The sequence below is a fragment of the Escherichia sp. AM3 genome, from assembly GCF_032029835.1.
In the GTDB taxonomy this organism is placed as follows: Bacteria; Pseudomonadota; Gammaproteobacteria; order Enterobacterales; family Enterobacteriaceae; genus Escherichia; species Escherichia coli.
Map to the genome: position 1 here is coordinate 1 of NZ_JAVUPQ010000271.1, position 1604 is coordinate 1604.

General features: G+C 53.3%; 3 protein-coding genes and 1 pseudogene. 2 read left to right on the forward strand and 2 right to left on the reverse strand.

What is annotated here, in order from left to right:
• A partial coding sequence (locus tag RTW80_RS24960; protein WP_312720752.1) for a transposase zinc-binding domain-containing protein occupies nucleotides 1–352 on the reverse strand: 352 nt, incomplete at its 3' end.
• Complete coding sequence (locus RTW80_RS24965; protein WP_000124097.1) at nucleotides 315–716, reverse strand: hypothetical protein; 402 nt, start codon at nucleotides 714–716, stop codon at nucleotides 315–317. The genes RTW80_RS24965 and RTW80_RS24960, both read right to left, overlap by 38 nt.
• An 88-nt stretch (nucleotides 717–804) precedes the next feature.
• Between RTW80_RS24965 and RTW80_RS24970 the strand changes: the two are divergent.
• A pseudogene (locus RTW80_RS24970) lies at nucleotides 805–1089 on the forward strand (3'-5' exonuclease); the annotation flags it as partial.
• 116 nt (nucleotides 1090–1205) lie between these two features.
• Nucleotides 1206–1604, forward strand: a 399-nt coding sequence (locus tag RTW80_RS24975; protein WP_139510022.1) for a hypothetical protein, incomplete at its 3' end; no start/stop codon positions are given.

The following is a 1604-nucleotide window of genomic DNA, read 5'->3' on the forward strand; positions in this document are numbered from 1 at the left end:
ACCACCGGTTGTGGAACACCAGGGACCAGTACTGGCAGGGAAGTGTGAACACAATATGCTGCCACGGGCAGTCGGGGACCAGGCTCAGCAGATACTGTATCCACTGTGCGCCAGCCTTCACCCCGCAGTGCGGACAGGAGCGGCTTTTACACCGGAAGCAGACCTTTTTGGTGTGGCAACAGTCCGGTGACGAACAGCACCATTGCGTGTAGCCCATCAGCGTGGTCCCGCATGCCATGATTTTTGTCACTGACTCAGTCACCACCGGACGCACTGAACCTTCCGGCTGTTTCTCCAGCCAGTTAAGCCAGCGGTTACCCTGCTGAAAAATATCGGCAAAACGGGGAAGCATCAGACGGGGGGGTAACGCCATCCGGCCAGTGAACTGTGCCGCATTCCGGGCAGTACATACCACCGGCACTGATACCGGCAAGAATGGTTGCAAACTCCCGCTCCGTACAGCGGGCTATTTCCGGATACCCTTCGTCATCGACACGAACAAACCAGAAGACCAGCTTTTTGTTTCCTGCATCCAGAAAGAACGGAATACCCAGGTCAGCGCAGCACTCAACGGCATCGTCAAAATTATCAAAGCGCAGAACTTCAGCGTCTTCTTCGTCAAAAAAATCATCCGGATGAAGTTTCACAACATAGCGGGGAAGTTTGCTTCTTTGTGGTGCGGGTTTGCGTTTACGGGGTTTAGCTGAACGGGCCATATAACTCCCTGAAAGACAATGACATTATCTTTTTTTATAACGGTAATTCCAGACCATGACAAGCCGCAGCCGCCAGGCTGCCTACTCGGACATCCGCATTCTGAAACAGACTGCTGCCGCACATAGCGATCCGGCTGACTGGCTGGAAGAAATGACGGTATATTGTGCGATGGAGCTGGCAGCAGGATATTATGGGGCCACCAACCGCTATGGCACGATTTCACTGGCCAGTGCTGCCAGCCAGGCCGGACTGACCTGGGAAGGGCAGGCACACTCAGCGATCGCCGACGCACGGGTGGCGGCAGGGGTGGTAAACGCTATTGCTGCATATCATCTGGAACTGCTGCAGGAACAGGCACGGCTGAAAATCTGACCGCCTGGCCTGTATACCGCAATCATTTACATTATCCAGACGTAAATCCGCCGCTTGTTACTGTCAGCATGTTAATGCTAATGTATGCGTACATTAGCATTAATGAGGGATGATATGTGAGAGATAAAACCAGGGAGGCCATGCGGCTTTTTTTAGGCGGCAGGTGCTACACGGCTGAAAAACTTGAAAAGGATTATCTGGCTGAAGTGGCTAATTACAGTAACGACCGCTGGGAAGCACCGCAACGAGCCTCACGCCTGGCTGCCAGCGTAAAGCGTTACAAGACATCAGAAATGCTGCGCTTTATTTTTGCTACCATTGCCTACGATCCCGATCCAGATTTAACCCCGCTGACTGTGAGACGTTTGTGCAAGGCGTTGTTCGGCAGAACCGGAAGCCAGTGGCTGGTTGTTGAAGTTTTTGGGGAGAAGGGGCGTCAGCACCGCAGCGCGGACAGCAATCCGGAGATGGTGGAAAAAATGGCTGCCAGATATCGTCACGCCGCAGAACTACAC